Below are 15,026 nucleotides of genomic sequence, written 5' to 3' on the forward strand. Positions count from 1 at the left end.
TGGAAGTCGTTGTCAGACAGAGCAGTCGGGGCGTTAGAGGGTGAAGTAGCGGCGGCTGGTGTGTCGGCGCCGCCACTGACGGAGCCAGCGGTGCAGTCGTGCGCGCCGCGACCGCCGGATGATCAGCACCACCTCCGGGGGTGGTCCGCCGTCGGGTTGGCGGTCGATCTCGGCCAGCGCGGCGATGAGGTCTGCTGCGGAGCCGCCGCGATCGGGATGGTGCGCCCAGGCTGCCGCGCGCCGAGCGCTGTGGCGGTCGCGGTCGGCGGCCACGTGCTGCCCGCCCGGCGGGGTGTCGGTCATGATGGGGCGGGGGCGACGTCTTCGACGGTGACGTTGACCTCGGCGCCGGGATGCCGGGCGCTGACGGTGGCGCGGACCGCGGCGGCGGTGTCGCGCACCGCGACGCCGAACACCACGACGATGTGGACGTCGACGACGTTGTCGGTGATGCGGATGCCGGCGACGCGCCGTCCCGGTAGGTAGGTGCCGACCTCGCCGAACATGCCGGGGTGCAGCGCGGCGACGCCGGGAACCGCCAGCACCGCGGCGGCGAGCCGGTCGGCGGGCTCCTGCGGTGCCGGCGTCGCCGCATACCCCTCGGTCACTTACTGAACCCGCGCCGGGCGGCTGCTGTCGGTGCTGGTGTCGTCGTCGCTGTCGTCCTCGACGTGCACGTCGTTGACGGTGATGTTGACCTCGGTGACCTCCAGGCCGGTCATCTTCTCGATCGCGGCGATGACGTTGCGGCGAATCCCGCTGGCCAGATCGGTGATCGCGACCCCGTACTCGGCGACGATGTCGATGTCGATCGCCGCCTGCTTCTCGCCGACCTCCACCGACACGCCCTGGCCGTGGTTGACGGTGGCGCCGGGGATGCGCTCACGGAGCTGGCCGACGATGCGCTGCGCGCCGCCGCCCAGGTCGTAGACGCCGTGGACTTCGCGCGCGGACAGGCCGGCGATCTTGGAGACCACCGTGTCGGCGATCGTGGTCTTTCCGTGCGACGTGGTCAGGGCGGTTTCGCTGGCGGCCGCGGCCGGGGACTTCGGCGCGGTGGCGGGGGGCTGGGTGCTCGTCATGGGCACGGTTCCTTTCACAATTCTCGTCTGGGGTACATGGGCGTAGACGGGGCCGCATCACCGAAGTGCACGTCCGACCGCACGATTGTGATGTAGAACACATGTACCCGATTTTTCGGGTGCGCGTGAAAGGTTTTGTCTCAGCCCTTGTGCGGGTGTGGCTGGTTCACCTCGCGCCGCGAGCCGGCTTTCGGGAGGAGGTCACGGCTTGGTGGACACCCCACCCCGTGAAACGCTCTCGGCGGCAACGCACCTGGGTGACCGCACCCTGGCGGCGGCCGCCGCCCTGGGTGAACGCGCGGCGTTCGAAACGATCGTGCACCGCTACGGCCCGCTGCTCTACGGTTATGTTCGGCGCATGATCAGCGACCGCGACGGGGTCGATGACGTGGTCCAGGAGACGTTCGTCGCCGCCTGGCGTCAAATCGACAACTACCGCGGTGAAGCGGCCCTCAAGACGTGGCTGTTCCGCATTTGTGACCGCAAGATCATCGACTCACGCCGAGTGCGCTACGCCGAACCGATCGATGACCGCCTCATCGACCCCATCGATCCATCGGCGGCCCGAGATCCGGCGATCGTGTTGTCCAACACCGAGTTTCTCGAGGCCCTGGAACGTGCGCTGGCCGAGCTACCGGTCCGTCAACGCGCGGTGTGGGTGTTGCGGGAGATCGACGGCTTGACGTTCCCCCAGATCGGCGTGACCCTGAACTTGAGTCCCGGGGCGGCGCGCGGACATCACCACCGGGCTCAATCAACTCTTCGACGAAGGATGCAGCGATGGCAGCAATGAACGGGGACGACCCGCTCGGCGTACTGCTCTCGCGCGCCGGACAAGCATTGCGGGAGCTGGGTGAACCCGGCTGGGATCGCATCGCCGACACCGTGATCGCCGCAGTCCGCAACACCCCCCGCTCCGGCTGGCCGGTGACCGCCGAGGACCCCGACCCCCAGCAGCCGCCGCTGCCAGGGTGCATCGCGGTCAGCGATCTGGTCATCCGCGCCGCCCTGGCCGCAGCACTGCGCGTCGATCAGATCTGCGCCCCTGCCGCCGTCGACGTCCACCTCGACGGCACCGACCTGCAGCGCATCAGTGTCGCGATCACCGGCCGCTACGGCAACCGGCTCACCGAGGTCGCCGACCACGTCCGCGACCTCGCCGCCGGCATCCTCGACGACCTTCTCGGAGTGGCCGCCCTCGGGCACCAGATCGACGTCGCCGTCATCGACATCGTCCGGGGCAACCCGCTCGCCGAATAGCGCGCCACCCTCGAGCCAAAAGAGCGAGTTTCCCTGCGTAGAAATTAGGGAATTGACTCCGCCGAACGTCACGTGCCCCGGTTTTCGTAAAACGCCGAGACTACGACGACTTTCGCTATTGGCTGCCGCGCAACGTGGCTCTCTAGGGAATGGACGTGTATATGAGGGACGCTCTGAACGACATGTGGCGCTCGGTGGCCACCTTCGCCCCCAAACTGGTGGCCTTCCTGCTGATCCTGATCATCGGGCTGATCGTGGCCAAACTGATCTCCAAGGCGGTCGACAAAATCTTGGAACGGGTCGGGTTCGACCGCGCGGTGGAACGCGGCGGAGTCAAACGCGCCCTGGCCAACAGCCGATACGACGCGTCAACCATCGCCGGGAAGATCGTCTACTACGCGCTGGTGCTGTTCGTGCTGCAACTGGCGTTCGGGGTGTTCGGCCCCAACCCCATCAGCGAACTGCTCAGCGGAGTGATCGCGTTCCTGCCCAAACTGTTCGTCGCCCTGATCATCGTGGTGGTGGCCTCGGCGATCGCCGCCGCGGTGCGAGATCTGTTGTCCAACAGCCTCAGTGGACTGTCCTACGGCAGAATGCTGGCCAACATCGCCAGCGTGTTCATCCTCGGCCTGGGAATCATCGCCGCGCTCAACCAGATCGGCATCGCGCTGACAGTCACCTTGCCGGTGCTGGTCGCGGTCCTGGGCACGATCGGCGGCATCCTGGTCGTCGGGGTCGGCGGCGGCCTGATCAAACCGATGCAGCACCGCTGGGAGGACTACCTCAACAAAGCCGAGCAGGAAAGTCGTAACGTCCGCGACAAGGTGTCCTCCCCGCACGGCACGATGCCTCCGCAGCAACCCGGTCAGGTCGGGGCAGCAGCGCCGGGCTCCTACGACGGCCCCTCCGGGCAGCGACACGCCCATGCGGGCGGTGAGCCGCCCCACGGCTACCAGCAGCCCGGCTACCCACCCCCAGCGCAGCAGCAACCGCCCTACGGCACCAATCCGCCCCCGCGGCAGGGGTACTGACCGCTGCTCCGAATCCACCTGTGCGGCGCTGGTTCCGGTGCAGCCTAGGGCCGACGATTCGTCAACAGCGACCCAGACGCCACCCGCACGGCGTCTGGGTCGCTCACGGCGAGCGGGCCGTCAGGTGGGGGCAGCGGCCGGCGACGCCGTCGCACACCGAATCACCGACGCGCTCATCGAGACGCCCACACAGGCTGATGCCCGATCCAGCGGCGATGACGAACAAGTGCCAGCCATAGCCGGTGCAGCGAAAACTCGCTGCCGCCTGTCCGCGTGCGCGGCCGCCCGGAGGCGCTGCTGGGGCACCGTCGGCCTGCTGCTCAGGTTCGGACTCGCCGCACCGCATCTGTACCGCGGACGCGCTGGAATTGGATAGCCGGGTTACGGTTCACCGCAAGACGCCCGCTGAGCGCAAGCCGCTAAGGAAGCAGGATGTTAGTGTCCAGGCCGATGCCACTCGTCACCACCCGCGCTCGCCGCAGGCTGCGCCGGCCGGCGGCCCGCCGCCGCGGCGTGCGCAGCACCTCAGGGCGCCCTGAGACCGCGATACTGCTGGGTGTGGTCATCGTGTCCGTCGCGGTGGTGTGGGCGCGCCGCCAACGTCGCCGCCAGTCGTTAGGGCGTGTCTCCCATATGGCGTGTCCAGATGATGCACGCGCTGAGGACTACGGCGGCGCGGTAGACGATGGCGAGCTTGTCGTAGCGGGTGGCCAGTCCGCGCCATTGTTTGAGCAGGGCGAAAGATCGTTCGACGAGATTGCGCTGCTTGTAGCGGATCTCGTCGAACGCCGGCGGTCGCCCGCCTCGTCGTCCACGGCGTAGCCGTGCGGCGATCTCGTCGCTTTTCTGCGGGATGACCGCGGCGATCCCACGATCGCGCAGCATCCGTCGTGCGACCCCGCTGGAGTAGGCGCGGTCGGCGATCACCGCATCCGGGTGCGAACGCGACCGTCCGTGGTGGCGCGGCACGACGATCTCGTCGAGCACACCTGCCAGCATCGCCTGGTCGTTGCGTTGCCCACCGGTGATCACCACAGCCAGTGGTCGACCGTTGCCGTCGACGGCGGTGTGGATCTTGGTGGTCAATCCACCCCGTGACCGCCCGATACCGTGACCTGCGGGTTCGCACTCGGTCAGCGGCAGATTCGTGTAATTCGACCCAGCCCCCTGTGTCCTGATCGGGTCGGGTCGTGTTCGTCGCGTGCTGATGCGCCCGGTTGATCGTGGCGTCTACCGATACCGTCCAGTCCAATCGGCCGTCGGCATCGGCGGTCGCCAACAGTGCCATCAGCACCCGATCCCACGTACCGTCACCGGCGTAGCGACGATGGCGCTTCCACACCGTCTGCCAGGGCCCGAACTCCGAACGAGGCAGGTCACGCCACGGAATCCCGGTCCGGTACCGGTAGATGATGCCCTCGACAACCCGTCGATCGTCACCAAAGGGGTGCCCGCGACGCCCCTCATTGGAGGGCAACAGCCTCGAAATCAACTCCCACTGGGCATCATTGAAAAACCGGAACCGCGAAGCCATCGTCACCTCGACAGCATCGCCTCAAAACCGAGTCCCATAAGGGAGACACGCCCTAGCCGGTCCCGGTGACGACAAGCCTGCCGGTTACGAGAATCCCGCGATCTGAATCGCCCAGCGTCAGACAGGCCGTGCAACCTTCGCCGAAACGCCGGGTCGCTGTCTTCCTCACGTAGTGGCAGTGGCACGCTACCGCGCTCGGGCCGCGTCGGCGACGATGTCTGCGTCGCCGCCTTAGGTGTAGGCAGCTTCGCGCACGACCTCATCGGTCTCCAATCCAGCACCCAGCGCGCCACCGAGAGTGGCCAGCGAGTACGTCAGCCACGCGACCGGGGAGCCTGGCCGTTTTGCAACCTTCAAGTGTTGGTGTTTGAATCGGGTCCAAGTGTTTGCCAAGGCGAGATTGTCGGCCGTCGCTAACTGACGTCGGCTCTGCTATCAGGAGGGTGATGTGGGCACCCCGAAGGACTCGCGGTGAGTCGCTCCCCGAGGGGACGCGCCCTGCGGGTTGATCGCGACGCTGACTGGTCAGTGGTGAGCGAGACTGCTGACGACCACGGCGTGGTTTACCGAGTTCTATGGTCAGCCTATTCCTGGATGTACCTCGGGTTGTGCGATTCGTATCCGCATCTGTCGTGGCAGGCAACAACAGAAGACGGCGCGTTGAACGGAATCCGCCGGCAAATTCGACAACGCGCCGACGTTTCGTCGCCAACGGAAAGTGGATCGCGAGGGTGTTCGCCGGAAGGCTCGACCGTTTGAGTCATTCCAGCGGCGTCGATCCCCTGCTGCCTGCACTACGGCAGCGCTTCCAAACCGCCCTCAACACTGCCCTCGTCGTGGGTCGGCCACCCGAGTGCGCCATCGACCTTGGACCGCGAACCTTAGCTGCAGTAGCGCTTATTGCCGCCGAGCACCCCGACGCCAGCGCCCAGATCATCGCCGCAGCCTATGACACCTTCCTGGACGAACATGGTTAGCACAACCTGATTGGTAGTACCGGAGATCACGGCCGTCTCAACGAGGAGGGGATTGCGGGTGGCCGGCAAAGCCAACGCGGAGAGAAGCTAACTACGTCGTGCGCGTTCGGCCGCCATCACGCTGGTTGGTTGTCGCGACCATTCAAGAGACAGAAGGGATGATCCGTTGCGGTGGGTGCTGGCCATCGGCAGCGCGCTGGCAATCACAGTCGGCGCGGCGATCGCGCTCAGTACGCCGATCCAGTTAGCCAGTGCGGATCACCTCGGGCGGCCGATTGCATGCGGCGATGCGCTGCGGGCAGACAGTGCCGCCGCGGAAGCTGCCGACGACTATAATCGGCGCCTGAACGACAGCAGCCCTGATCGCTTCATTGCCACGGACTACGAAAACCAGTGCGCAGCGATGATCGTTGAGAAGCGCCGACACGCCGTGATCGTCAGCGCCGCGGCAGCAGTGGCCGTGCTGACAACAGGCGGTCTAGTGTCCTGAGTCATTAATTCGGTTGCAGTAGTTGGCGATGCTTGCCAGGATCTGGTCGGCGGTCTTAGTCCAGACGTAAGGCTTGGGGTTGTCGTTCCAGGTGTCGATCCAGGCACGGATATCGGCGTTGAGTTGCCGCACCGAGGTGTGAGTGGAGCGGCGCAGTTTCTTGGTGGTCAGCTCGGCAAACCAGCGCTCGACGAGATTGAGCCACGAAGAGCTGGTCGGGGTGAAGTGCAGGACGAATCTGGGATGGCTTGCCAGCCAACGCTTCACCGCAGGCGTCTTGTGTGTGGAGGCATTGTCGAGGACCAGATGCACATCGAGATCGTCGGGAACTTCGGCATCGATCTTCTTGAGGAAGGCCAGGAACTCGGTGGCCCGGTGCCGGGAGTGCAGCGCGCCGATGACCTTGCCGGTGGTCAGGTCGAGGGCGGCGTACAAGCTGGAGGTGCCGTGGCGGACGTAGTCGTGGCTGGCTCGCGCCGGGGTTCCGGGCAGCATCGGAAACACGGGCTGGGTGCGATTAAGGGCCTGGATCTGCGTCTTCTCATCCACGCAGAGCACCAGCGCCCGCTCCGGCGGGTCCAGGTACAGGCCGACGACATCGCGGACTTTGGCCACGAACAGCGGATCCTTCGATAGCTTCCATGAGTCCTGCTTGTGGGGAGCCAGTCCGAACGCTCGCCAGACCCGCGACACCATCGACTGACTCAACCCCAAATGAGCGGCCATCGAGCGGGTCGACCAATGAGTGGCATCCGGCGGGGTGGTCTCCAGCGTCTTGGTGATCAACGCTTCGATCTGGTCGTCGCCGACGACCCGCGGACGACCCGGGCGAGGCTCGTCAACCAACCCGTCTAGACGTAATTCGACGAACCGGTTGCGCCATCGCCGCACCGTGCCGATCGACAGTTCCAGCCGATCGGCGAGTTCGGTGTTGGAGCCACCGTCGGCGGCTGCCAACACAATTCGAGCCCGCATCGCCAGACCCGCGGCACTGGATCGTCGCCGCGCCCACCCCTCCAACTCGGCCCGCTCGTCAGTGGTCAAGACAATCTTCGCGGCATGAGGTGTCGGCACAACCCAGTCTAACAACTAGATCGCAATTAATGACTCAGGACACTAGGCTTTTTGATCCACCGCGTTCGATCACGCGGATCAGGCTCGAAGTGAAGTCACGTTCGCTGATGGACCTGAGTTAACTGACTATGGAACGGGAATCGCGAGCCAGACCTACGCGCGACAGGGGAAGACGTCAGTCACGCTGAGGCCCAGTCACCGCGTTTGAACCGGTCTTTCGCACGGCCCGCACATCGCAGAGGCGGATCCCCTGATTCCAGCCGCTGTCCCGTTCTGTCTCGCATATCAGGCGATCGTGGTAGATCCGTCGACAACTGTCGAGTGGGTGAGTGAACTCCCGGCCCGTGGCGACGCTGAGGTGAGCCCCCTGTAGTGGTCCAGTCGTTGTGGGACTCTGTTGCCCGAGTGCTCGGGCAGGAAGAATCAATGACGACATGGCAACGAACAAGCGCCGGCGGCACACTCCGGATCAGATCATCCGCAGGCTGGCCGAGGGCAACAAGCTCCTCGGGACCGGCCAGGAACTCGGTGAGGTGTGCCGGCACCTGGAGATCACCGAGTCGACCTGGCATCGCTGGGTCGCCCAGTACGGCGGCATGAAGGCCAACGAGGCCAAACGACTCAAGGAGCTCGAAGCCGAGAACGCCCGGCTCAAGAAGCTGGTCGCCAACCAGGCCCTCGATATCGACATGCTCAAGGAGATCTCGTCGGGAAACTTCTGACCCCGAACCGCAAGCGCAGCGCCGTCATAGCGCTGCGTGAGCGGTTCGGGGTGTCGGAGCGCCGCGCCTGCTCGGTGGTCGGCTTGCACCGCTCGACGATGCGGCTGACGCCGGCACCGATCACCACCGAGGAGGCTGAGCTGCGGGCGTGGCTGCGCCGGTTCTCGGTCGACCGGCCGCGCTGGGGGTGGCGCCGGGCCGCGAAGATGGCGCGGCGAGCCGGCTGGAAGGCCAACAACAAGCGCATCCGCCGGCTGTGGCGTGAGGAGGGCTTGCGGGTGCCGCAGCGGCGCCGCAAGAAGCGGCTGACCGGGATCGGTGTCGCCGTCGGTGCGATGTCCCCAATCCGACCGAATGTGATCTGGGCGATGGACTTTCAGTTTGACACCACCGCCAACGGGCGCACCCTCAAGATGCTCAACGTGATCGACGAGTTCACCCGCGAAGCCCTCGCCATCGAGGTGGATCGGTCCATCGACGCCGCCGGTGTCGTCGACGTCTTGGACCGTCTGGCGCTCACGCATGGGGCGCCGCACTATGTGCGTTTCGACAACGGGCCTGAGTTCGTCGCGCATGCCGTGTCGGATTGGTGCCGATTCAACAGTGCCGGTTCACTTTTCATCGATCCCGGCTCGCCGTGGCAGAACGCCTGGATCGAATCATTCAATGGCCGACTGCGGGACGAGCTGCTCAACCTGTGGCGCTTTGATTCGCTGCTGGAAGCCCGCGTGATCATCGAGGACTGGCGAGCCGATTACAACGCCAATCGGCCCCACTCCGCCCATGGCGACCGCACCCCAGCCGAGTTTGCCCTACAGTGGGCCGCGACCCATCAACCGAAAGTCGCATAACGACTGGACCACCAAACGGGTCCCTCTCAACGCAACGACACCCCCGCCGTCACCCGCGGAACCGTGCTGTGCGGGCTGAACAATGGGCGCCCGCGCGTGGTGTGGACCAACGACGCGCAACGGCTCATCGCCGACGTGCAATCCGGTGGCCCCACCGACCCTCGGCTGGACCAGCTCTACGCCTGGTGGGGCACCCACTCGTAATCAGCCGGGCGCCGCGCCGGCATCGCGCGGCAAACACACCCCCGACACGGGCGCAGTACGGAGTCCCTTCCACGACGCGTGGCGCAGACCTTTGCCCGCGTGATACTCGCGGTAGGCAACTTCACCGACATACCGCGGCTTGAACCACTGGACCCCCGACATCGAGGCCCCCTCCGCCACCGGCGGCGCTGGGACCTCGGTCCCGGCCAACAGTGTGGCCAGACGGCGACGTTCGGCACCGCTAAAACCGGTGCCCACCTGACCCAGCAGCACGAGTTGGCCCGCATCGTCGTGGGCGGCCAGGATCAGGGCCCCAACCTCACCGCGACGGCCGGCTGCGGGCAATGCGAAATATCAGTGGATGCCGAATGGTCATCCGTCTATGTCGGCGGCGGCGATTTCGACGGTGCGGCGCACCAACACATCGAGTCGAGGTGACGGCCTTCACCATGGCCGTTCGTTCGATGTTGAACGACGCGATGGCTGCCACGGCGGCCTACCACCGACTCCGGTGAGTCCGGACACCCCGACGGACCGACGCGTAGCGTTTGGAAGTGATGTGCCACTACTGCGGGTGTCGAGAGATGCCGCTGCTGCGCGACTACATCGCCGAACACGAACGTGCCATCAACTTCGGCGGCGACGCGGTGCGGGCCATCGATCGGGGCGACCTGGCCCAGGCACGGCACCTGCTCGCTGAGATGGCGACAGAACTGGCCGCGCACTGGCTCGGCGAGGAAACCGGGCTGTTTCGGGTGATGTCGCGCGAGGAGATGTACGCAGAGCACATCGCTCCACTGGTTCGCGAGCACCGCGAGCTGGCCGAACTGCTCGCCACGGTCGAGATCTCCACAGCCGACGGCAAGCAGGCCATCCGCGACGCGATGTCCGACCTGTATGAACACATCAGCAAGGAGGAGGACGGACTCTTCCCCGCCTCGCTGACCGCGCTCGACGGCGACGAGTGGGACGCATCGATCGACGCATGGCATGCCGCGCACCCAGGCAGACGCATGATCGCCCGGTGATTGACTGCACCACCGGCCGACTCCACGAACGTGTCGCGCAGCGTGATCACGCGCGCGGAAGCTGCGCAACGACCGTCAGCAAAATCACCGAGTCTTCAATCGCCGTCAGCGCGTGCCGCTCGGATGGGATCGTTACGTGATCGCCCGTCTTACCTTCCCACGCATCAGATTTCGTGTGGAGGCGGACGTGGCCGCGTAGCACCTGAAGCGTCGCCTCACCCGGGCTGTCGTGCTCAGCCAGCTCCTGCCCAGCCGCCAACGCCATGACCGTCTGCCGCAATTCGTGATCGTGACCACCGTGAATGGTGTGCGCAGCCCGGCCGCTGTGCGCCGTGCGCGCCTCGGTCAGCTTCTCTTCGGCCATGTCGATCAGTGAAATTGATTCCATCTCGGGATATCTCTCCTGTTCAGCCGGACAGCAACAGTATTCCGCCGAGGGCAAGGCCGATCACCTTGACCACTTCGAGCAAAACGTACGCGTAATGCGCGCGCGAGCGGGACCCCTCGTCGCCCGCCAACACCGCATCGGAGCGGCGCGCCAACCGCGGTCGCACGCCCAGCAGCTGGCCGACCAGCGCGACGACGGCGATCGCGAACGCCACGACGACGCTGACTGATGGGCGACTGAGCGTCAAGGCAGCGAGGATGCCGACGGCGAGTAGCGACTCAACGGTGTTGAGCGCACGAAAGACCATGCGCCCGATGCCCAGTCCGATCTGCAGCGTTACGCCCGGAGCCCGGAACTTCAGTGGCGCTTCCAGGAACGAGATGGCCAGCACCATGCCCAGCCAAACGAAGGTGAGAGCGACCGCGAACGCCGACGCAGGACTCACGATGCCGCGGCCGGCGTGAGGTGGGCCAGACACAAGTCCGGCTCCACGAACGGATCCAGCCGGTCAACTGTGACCGGTGCACTCCACGTCGCCAGCGCCCCCTGCATGAGCCCCAGGTGGATCGGGCAGACGACCGCCGAGCGATCCTGCGCCAGTTCGAGGAACGGGCAATGACGCAGCCCGATTTGCGGCTGCCCGTGAGCTGTCCGTCGTTGCGGTGCGAACCCGAGTTCGTCGAGCAACTCGACCAGCCGATTGATCGACTGTTGGGCGCCTGGCGCCTTTCTCGTCGGGCCGGTCACCCGCCGTGCCCACGCCTGGCCGGCCTCGAGTGCCTTGGCGCTGGCGTTGCGGTCCCCGGCAAGGGCCAACGTGAGGATCTCGGCGAGCACTCGGTAGCGCCGGGTCCCGCCGGGGTCCATCCCACGCACAGCGCGAAACATCAGCGGCGGACGGCCCGGGCGCCTGCGGTCGGGCTCGACACGTTCGACCCGGCCCTCGGTGACCAGGGTGTCCAGATGGAACCGGACCGTATTCGGATGCACCCCAAGCTCATCGGCGATCTGCGGGATCGTCAACGCAGTGGTCGCACCCCTCAAAACGGCCAGCACACCTTCTCGACTCACTCTTGTACCCTCGGCAGCCCCGACACCAGTGGCGTGTCCACCCCGAGCGGACCGACTTTCGCCGCACCGCCCGGTGATCCCAGTGGGCTGTCGCGGCCGGGCAGAGATTCTGTAAAGAAAGCCGCATTGTCGGCCAGGTGAGGCCCCTGCTCTTCGGGGAGGTCGTCCTCGTAGAAGATCGCCTCCACCGGGCACACCGGCTCACACGCGCCGCAGTCGACACACTCGTCGGGGTGGATGTACAACGCGCGCCCGCCTTCGTAGATGCAGTCGACCGGGCACTCCTCGATGCAGGACCGATCCATCACGTCGACACATGGCTTCCCAATCACGTATGTCATGAACTAGAGTTTATACAACAGCACCTGTAAAAACATAGAGGGAGATATGAATGTCTCAGCGCGACACGGCCGACGCCGATCTGCCCCTGCCGTTGGCCACTCGCCACGACGCCGCGGTGCAGGGCCACTGGTTGCTGGCGCGCCTCGGCAAGCGTGTGCTTCGACCAGGAGGGGCAGAACTCACCCACAAACTGTTGGCGCTGGCCGACCTAGCAGCCAGCGATGTGGTCGAACTGGCACCAGGACTGGGTCGCACCGCAGCCGAAATCATTCACCGCCGCCCGCGTTCCTATGTGGGAGTCGAGCAGGATCCCAACGCCGCCGCGGCGGTCCGGTCGATCGTGTCCGGATACGGCCACGCCCGCGTCGCCGACGCGGCCGACACCGGGCTACCCGACGGGAGTGCAGATGTTGTGGTCGGCGAGGCGATGCTGACCATGCAGAACGATAAAGCCAAGGCGGCCATCGTCGCTGAGGCGACGCGGCTACTGCGGCGCGGGGGCCGATACGCCATCCACGAACTCGCCCTGACGCCCGACGAGCTGCCCGACGATGTCAAGACCGACATCCGCCAGGCCCTAGCCAAGTCGATCAAAGTCAACGCGCGTCCGCTCACCGTCGCCGAGTGGCAACAGCTGCTGGCCGACCAGGGCCTGCGCGTGGACCACATCGAGACCGCCCCCATGGCGCTGCTGCAACCACGACGGCTGGTTTCCGACGAGGGCCTTCTCGGCGCGCTGCGGTTCGCCAAGAATGTGCTCACCCACCGCGATGCGCGCCGACGTGTGCTTGGCATGCGTCGCACCTTCGTCAAGCATCGCGACCGATTGACCGCCGTGGCCATCGTCGCGCGCAAATCGGGCGACCTATGACGGATCTGGCCAGCCGTGCTGACGTGGAGGAGTTGTTGCGGCGCTTCTACGGCCGGGTGTTCGTCGACGATGTCCTCGCCGAACCGTTCATCGAGTTACGGGCGAAGGGGCTCGAGTCGCATCTTGCGGTGATGTGCGACTTCTGGGAGACCGTCCTGTTCCGCGCGGGGCTCTACCACGGCAGCGCCCTGGTGGTTCATCGGCGGCTTCACGATCGGCATCCATTGTCCGCCAACCACTTTGTGCGCTGGCTACAACTGTGGAATGCCGCCATCGACGAGAAGTACCACGGTCCTGTCGCGGAACGCGCGGCGATCCAGGCCGCCAGAATCGCCAAAGCGATGCACCGCCGGCTGCGAGGCGTCGACGCAAGCGAACTCGACGCATTATTGGTGGGCTGAACTTGTTGCTCCCCGCACATGCATTCCAGTCGGCGGGTTGGTATCGAGGACGCTTTAGCCTCGATCCACCGATGAATCGCCTGTTCGGAGGGTGTTGATGTAAGGAAAGTGCCCTTTGAGCTGGGATGATTGGAGTTACCACACTTCGATCAGCCCACGTTCAGAAAGGCACTTCCGGTGCAAGTGTCCCATAGGTTCGCCGTGTCGTCGGCGGTCTTCGATGATGCACATCTCGTGTCGTGCGCCGGGCTGGTGCCGGTGATGACCCTGGCCGACCAGACCGGTCTGTCGCAGCTATTGGCCGACAAGATCCGGTTCACCTGTGAGCGGATCCGTTCGGGTGCGGCCCATCCGTCACCGAAGCTGACCACGCTGATCGCCGGGATGTGCGCCGGCGCGGACAGCATTGATGACCTAGACGTTGTGCGCTCGGGTGGGATGAAGACCCTCTTCGGTGGTGTGTACGCCCCGTCGACGATCGGAACCTTATTGCGGGAGTTCACCTTCGGGCATGCCCGCCAGCTCGAATCTGTCCTGCGCGAACACCTGGCCGCGCTGTGCGGGCGTGTCGATCTGTTGCCCGGCGCCGACGGACGGGCGTTCATCGACATCGACTCACTACTACGCCCGGTCTACGGGCACGCCAAGCAGGGCGCCAGCTACGGACACACCAAGATCGCCGGCAGGCAGATCCTGCGCAAAGGCCTCTCACCGTTGATCACCACGATCAGCACCGACCACGGTGCGCCGGTGATCGCCGGGGCGAGGTTGCGGGCGGGCAAGGCCAACTCCGGCAAGGGCGCAGCCCGCATGATCGCTCAAGCGGCCGCTACCGCCCGTGCTGCCGGGGTCACCGGGCAGATCCTGGTGCGTGGCGATTCGGCCTACGGCAATAGCACCGTGGTCACCGCCTGCCACCGAGCAGGTGTCCGGTTCTCGCTGGTGCTGACCAAGACCGCCGCAGTTGCCGCCGCCATTGACGCAATTCCCGAGACCGCGTGGACCCCGGTGAACTATCCCGGTGCTGTGCGTGACCCCGACACCGGCGCCTGGATCTCCGATGCCGAAGTCGCCGAAACCACCTACACAGCCTTCGGTTCCACCAAGACTCCGGTGACCGCCCGGTTGGTCGTGCGCCGGGTCAAAGACGCGCGGTTCCTCGATGCGCTGTTTCCGGTGTGGCGGTACCACCCGTTCTTCACCAATTCCGACGAACCCGTCGACGCCGCTGACATCACTCATCGCCGCCACGCCATCATCGAAACCGTGTTCGCCGACCTCATCGACGGACCTTTGGCGCACATGCCCTCGGGGCGGTTCGGCGCGAACTCGGCCTGGATCCTGTGCGCCGCGATCGCCCACAACCTGCTGCGCGCCGTCGGCGTCCTGGCCGGAGGTGCCCACGCGGTCGCCCGCGGGGCGACACTGCGCCGCAAGATAATCACTATCCCGGCCCGCCTGGCCCGTCCGCAACGCCAACCTATCCTGCACCTACCAGCGCACTGGCCCTGGACAGAGCACTGGCTCACGTTGTGGCGCAACACCATCGGCTACAGCCCACCAGAAATCGCCACCACCTGACCATATGCCGAAAGGCCCGACCGGAGCGCACAGGAACAGCTGGACAGACCAGCAGATACCCCCTGCCCGCGACCAGGACCAGCCCTCAACAGCCCAGCGAGGCACACCTACCCCAATTC

General features: G+C 65.8%; 20 protein-coding genes and 1 pseudogene. 10 read left to right on the forward strand and 11 right to left on the reverse strand.

Annotation, left to right across the window (positions count from 1 at the left end; translation table 11 throughout):
- Window positions 1-33: 33 nt before the first annotated feature.
- Genes KXD97_RS00665 through KXD97_RS00675 form a run of 3 tightly spaced genes read right to left on the reverse strand, consistent with a single transcriptional unit; the run spans window position 34 to window position 1,082 of the window.
- Window positions 34-303 (reverse strand): hypothetical protein, encoded by a 270-nt coding sequence (locus KXD97_RS00665; protein ID WP_260755003.1) that lies wholly within the window; start codon window positions 301-303, stop codon window positions 34-36.
- Window positions 300-608 carry a hypothetical protein gene (locus tag KXD97_RS00670; protein ID WP_260755004.1) on the reverse strand — a complete coding sequence of 103 codons (309 nt, stop codon included), beginning with the start codon at window positions 606-608 and terminating at the stop codon, window positions 300-302. The genes KXD97_RS00665 and KXD97_RS00670 overlap by 4 nt, the downstream gene beginning before the upstream one ends.
- Window positions 609-1,082 carry an Asp23/Gls24 family envelope stress response protein gene (locus tag KXD97_RS00675; protein WP_260755005.1) on the reverse strand — a complete coding sequence of 158 codons (474 nt, stop codon included), beginning with the start codon at window positions 1,080-1,082 and terminating at the stop codon, window positions 609-611.
- 211 nt (window positions 1,083-1,293) lie between these two features.
- Between KXD97_RS00675 and KXD97_RS00680 the strand changes: the two genes are divergently transcribed.
- The 3 genes from KXD97_RS00680 to KXD97_RS00690 all read left to right on the forward strand — a co-directional run bounded on the left by KXD97_RS00680 (window position 1,294) and on the right by KXD97_RS00690 (window position 3,373).
- Entirely contained in the window at window positions 1,294-1,875 is a 582-nt protein-coding gene (locus KXD97_RS00680) for an RNA polymerase sigma factor (protein WP_260755006.1), read from the forward strand.
- Window positions 1,863-2,342 (forward strand): hypothetical protein, encoded by a 480-nt coding sequence (locus KXD97_RS00685; protein ID WP_260755007.1) that lies wholly within the window; start codon window positions 1,863-1,865, stop codon window positions 2,340-2,342. The genes KXD97_RS00680 and KXD97_RS00685 overlap by 13 nt, the downstream gene beginning before the upstream one ends.
- A 161-nt stretch (window positions 2,343-2,503) precedes the next feature.
- Window positions 2,504-3,373 carry a mechanosensitive ion channel family protein gene (locus KXD97_RS00690; protein WP_260755008.1) on the forward strand — a complete coding sequence of 290 codons (870 nt, stop codon included), beginning with the start codon at window positions 2,504-2,506 and terminating at the stop codon, window positions 3,371-3,373.
- 615 nt (window positions 3,374-3,988) lie between these two features.
- Here KXD97_RS00690 and KXD97_RS33240 read toward each other — a convergent pair.
- Together KXD97_RS33240 and KXD97_RS00700 are read right to left on the reverse strand one after the other, a co-directional pair.
- Window positions 3,989-4,907: pseudogene (locus tag KXD97_RS33240) on the reverse strand (IS5 family transposase).
- A 231-nt stretch (window positions 4,908-5,138) separates the two neighbouring features.
- A complete protein-coding gene (locus KXD97_RS00700; RefSeq protein WP_260755009.1) occupies window positions 5,139-5,264 on the reverse strand; it encodes a hypothetical protein in 126 nt (41 codons plus the stop codon).
- Between the two features lie 275 nt (window positions 5,265-5,539).
- On the opposite strand from KXD97_RS00700, the gene KXD97_RS00705 reads away from it, so the two are divergent.
- Entirely contained in the window at window positions 5,540-5,884 is a 345-nt protein-coding gene (locus KXD97_RS00705) for a hypothetical protein (RefSeq protein WP_260755010.1), read from the forward strand.
- Between the two features lie 175 nt (window positions 5,885-6,059).
- Entirely contained in the window at window positions 6,060-6,374 is a 315-nt protein-coding gene (locus tag KXD97_RS00710; RefSeq protein ID WP_260755011.1) for a hypothetical protein, read from the forward strand.
- Here KXD97_RS00710 and KXD97_RS00715 read toward each other — a convergent pair.
- Window positions 6,363-7,448: an IS630 family transposase gene (locus KXD97_RS00715; protein WP_260751415.1), complete on the reverse strand. Its 1,086-nt coding sequence runs from the start codon at window positions 7,446-7,448 to the stop codon at window positions 6,363-6,365. The genes KXD97_RS00710 and KXD97_RS00715 overlap by 12 nt on opposite strands.
- Window positions 7,449-7,882: 434 nt before the next feature.
- Between KXD97_RS00715 and KXD97_RS00720 the strand changes: the two genes are divergently transcribed.
- Window positions 7,883-9,021 (forward strand): IS3 family transposase gene (locus KXD97_RS00720; protein WP_260755012.1). Its coding sequence is split into 2 segments (ribosomal slippage): window positions 7,883-8,153 and window positions 8,153-9,021, totalling 1,140 coding nucleotides; the frame shifts between segments, so codons are not numbered across the junction.
- A gap of 204 nt (window positions 9,022-9,225) precedes the next feature.
- On the opposite strand, the gene KXD97_RS00725 is transcribed toward KXD97_RS00720, so the two are convergent.
- Window positions 9,226-9,570, reverse strand: coding sequence for a hypothetical protein (locus tag KXD97_RS00725; protein WP_260755013.1), 345 nt, complete (start codon window positions 9,568-9,570; stop codon window positions 9,226-9,228).
- 239 nt (window positions 9,571-9,809) lie between these two features.
- On the opposite strand from KXD97_RS00725, the gene KXD97_RS00730 reads away from it, so the two are divergent.
- Window positions 9,810-10,253, forward strand: coding sequence for a hemerythrin domain-containing protein (locus KXD97_RS00730; protein WP_260755014.1), 444 nt, complete (start codon window positions 9,810-9,812; stop codon window positions 10,251-10,253).
- Between the two features lie 46 nt (window positions 10,254-10,299).
- Here the strand turns inward: KXD97_RS00730 and KXD97_RS00735 are convergent, their stop codons facing one another.
- The 4 genes from KXD97_RS00735 to fdxA are packed head-to-tail and all read right to left on the reverse strand — an operon-like array spanning window position 10,300 to window position 12,053.
- A complete protein-coding gene (locus tag KXD97_RS00735) occupies window positions 10,300-10,641 on the reverse strand; it encodes a cupin domain-containing protein (protein WP_260755015.1) in 342 nt (113 codons plus the stop codon).
- 19 nt (window positions 10,642-10,660) lie between these two features.
- Window positions 10,661-11,086, reverse strand: a complete 426-nt coding sequence (locus KXD97_RS00740) for a hypothetical protein (RefSeq protein ID WP_260755016.1) — start codon at window positions 11,084-11,086, stop codon at window positions 10,661-10,663.
- The gene (locus KXD97_RS00745; RefSeq protein ID WP_260755017.1) at window positions 11,083-11,712 is read right to left on the reverse strand and encodes a metalloregulator ArsR/SmtB family transcription factor; all 630 of its coding nucleotides are present in this window, start codon (window positions 11,710-11,712) and stop codon (window positions 11,083-11,085) included. The genes KXD97_RS00740 and KXD97_RS00745 overlap by 4 nt, the downstream gene beginning before the upstream one ends.
- On the reverse strand, window positions 11,709-12,053 hold the full coding sequence (fdxA, locus tag KXD97_RS00750) for a ferredoxin (protein ID WP_260755018.1): 345 nt from the start codon (window positions 12,051-12,053) through the stop codon (window positions 11,709-11,711). Before fdxA ends, KXD97_RS00745 begins: the two co-directional genes overlap by 4 nt.
- Window positions 12,054-12,103: 50 nt before the next feature.
- Between fdxA and KXD97_RS00755 the strand changes: the two genes are divergently transcribed.
- The 3 genes from KXD97_RS00755 (at window position 12,104) to KXD97_RS00765 (ending at window position 14,907) form a co-directional block, all read left to right on the forward strand.
- Window positions 12,104-12,925 (forward strand): class I SAM-dependent methyltransferase, encoded by an 822-nt coding sequence (locus KXD97_RS00755; RefSeq protein ID WP_260755019.1) that lies wholly within the window; start codon window positions 12,104-12,106, stop codon window positions 12,923-12,925.
- Complete coding sequence (locus KXD97_RS00760; protein ID WP_260755020.1) at window positions 12,922-13,326, forward strand: group III truncated hemoglobin; 405 nt, start codon at window positions 12,922-12,924, stop codon at window positions 13,324-13,326. The genes KXD97_RS00755 and KXD97_RS00760 overlap by 4 nt, the downstream gene beginning before the upstream one ends.
- 177 nt (window positions 13,327-13,503) lie before the next feature.
- Complete coding sequence (locus KXD97_RS00765; protein ID WP_260752814.1) at window positions 13,504-14,907, forward strand: IS1380 family transposase; 1,404 nt, start codon at window positions 13,504-13,506, stop codon at window positions 14,905-14,907.
- Window positions 14,908-15,026: the final 119 nt, after the last annotated feature.

This window comes from Mycobacterium sp. SMC-8 (assembly GCF_025263565.1).
GTDB lineage: Bacteria > Actinomycetota > Actinomycetes > Mycobacteriales > Mycobacteriaceae > Mycobacterium.

Coding starts and splice junctions, on each gene's coding strand:
- KXD97_RS00730 (WP_260755014.1), top strand. CDS start 9,810: ATGCCGCTGCTGCGCGACTACATCGCCGAACACGAACGTGCCATCAAC.
- KXD97_RS00755 (WP_260755019.1), top strand. CDS start 12,104: ATGTCTCAGCGCGACACGGCCGACGCCGATCTGCCCCTGCCGTTGGCC.
- KXD97_RS00675 (WP_260755005.1), bottom strand. CDS start 1,082: ATGACGAGCACCCAGCCCCCCGCCACCGCGCCGAAGTCCCCGGCCGCG.
- KXD97_RS00760 (WP_260755020.1), top strand. CDS start 12,922: ATGACGGATCTGGCCAGCCGTGCTGACGTGGAGGAGTTGTTGCGGCGC.
- KXD97_RS00685 (WP_260755007.1), top strand. CDS start 1,863: ATGGCAGCAATGAACGGGGACGACCCGCTCGGCGTACTGCTCTCGCGC.
- KXD97_RS00735 (WP_260755015.1), bottom strand. CDS start 10,641: ATGGAATCAATTTCACTGATCGACATGGCCGAAGAGAAGCTGACCGAG.
- fdxA (WP_260755018.1), bottom strand. CDS start 12,053: ATGACATACGTGATTGGGAAGCCATGTGTCGACGTGATGGATCGGTCC.
- KXD97_RS00690 (WP_260755008.1), top strand. CDS start 2,504: ATGAGGGACGCTCTGAACGACATGTGGCGCTCGGTGGCCACCTTCGCC.
- KXD97_RS00665 (WP_260755003.1), bottom strand. CDS start 303: ATGACCGACACCCCGCCGGGCGGGCAGCACGTGGCCGCCGACCGCGAC.